General features: G+C 60.5%; 2 protein-coding genes. One reads left to right on the forward strand and one right to left on the reverse strand.

The annotated features are described in order from the left end of the window. A partial coding sequence (locus tag ENZ74_RS31665; RefSeq protein WP_164761400.1) for a Dabb family protein occupies positions 1–245 on the reverse strand: 245 nt, incomplete at its 3' end. Between the two features lie 572 nt (positions 246–817). On the opposite strand from ENZ74_RS31665, the gene ENZ74_RS31670 reads away from it, so the two are divergent. Next, positions 818–1,430, forward strand: a 613-nt coding sequence (locus tag ENZ74_RS31670; RefSeq protein WP_206522383.1) for a class I SAM-dependent methyltransferase, incomplete at its 3' end; no start/stop codon positions are given.

The following is a 1,430-nucleotide window of genomic DNA, read 5'->3' on the forward strand; positions in this document are numbered from 1 at the left end:
GGTTTGACCTTGCTGGTGGTCTGCGCATAGAGCGGGTGCGCCTTGTAGGCGGCCAGCGCGGCGTCATCGGCGAACTCCGCATAGACGACCACGTCGACCTCGTCCGACAGCGGATCCACCTTGGTGTTGAGCGTGACCTCGAACAGGCTGGAATGAGGAATGTTGCCGAGCGCCAGCAAGCCGGTGCGCACAGCCTCGACATCCTCTTTTCGCCGCGCGCTGAAGAAAACGATATGCCGGATCAACCCCGCCTCCTCGATCAAAATGCTGGGGTCTTTTGTGACGGCAGGACGTTGGCGTCAATCGACTAGGATGTCGCGGCTGCCGCCACTGGAGTTAAGCTCTGCCGGTAACATATCGCACAACATGGCTAAGCTCTCTCACTGTTGTGTCGAGATAGCGGCCCTGATTGTACATGCCATCCCAGATCAGGAAAAACGCGATGGCGGCAATGACGATTACATAACGCATGGCTAGATCTATCGCACGAGCAATTCTGCGACCATAGGCGTTTTTTGCGCGCTCGGCCTTTGCTGTGCAAAAAAGCGGATTCTCGCTGGCGCAAGCATTCCGCGTGGCACAGCCCCGCTTGCGGCCTGCCTCTTGAAGTTTCGCCGCATGACGTGGAAGATCGCCGCAGGGATTCACTGGGAAGCGCTAAAGCTCTGGTAAAAGAGCGCGTGTTTCATTCGAGCCCGCCCGTCACTGAGCCGGTCAGCGCCCGGGACCGGCAACGGCGTTCGAAGCTGGCGAATGATCCAAGAGAACCGTGGCTCGGCAATCTGCCCCGACACCGCGGAAATCCAGGGGGCACGAGATGGCACAAAAGGAACTTTTTGGCGCAGCATTGAGCGACGCGGTCAGGCTCGATGAGTTCAATTTCGCCGAGATCGTCAAAGGTCTGCCGGCGAAAGCGCGCATGGTGCTGTCGGCGGCGATGAACCTGCCGCGCGGTTCGCTCAAGGTGAGGCTGCCGGACGGCCGCGCCGTCCTCGTCGGCGGCAAGGGACCTGGCCCAGATGCCGAACTGGTGCTGAAGAATTGGCGCTTGCCCGGCCGCGCCTTTTCCGGCGGCACGATCGGCGTAGCCGAATCCTACATGGACGGCGATTGGGAAAGCCCTGATGTGACCAGCTTCCTGGAGCTGTTCGTGGTCAATTCGGTCATTGGCGAGCGTATCGCGGGCGGCACCAGTTGGCTGATCAACACCGTCCAGCGCATCCGCCACTGGTTCAACCAGAACACCCGCACCGGTTCGAAGCGCAATATCTCGGCGCATTACGACCTCGGCAACGCCTTTTACAAGCAATGGCTCGATCCGAGCATGACCTATTCCTCGGCGCTCTACACGACCGGCGCCAACGACCTGGAAAGCGCCCAGGCCGCCAAATATCGCGCGCTGGCGAAAGACACAGGGATCGGCCCGAAGG

It is taken from the genome of Mesorhizobium sp. M7A.F.Ca.CA.002.15.2.1 (assembly GCF_003998715.1).
GTDB lineage: Bacteria > Pseudomonadota > Alphaproteobacteria > Rhizobiales > Rhizobiaceae > Mesorhizobium > Mesorhizobium ciceri.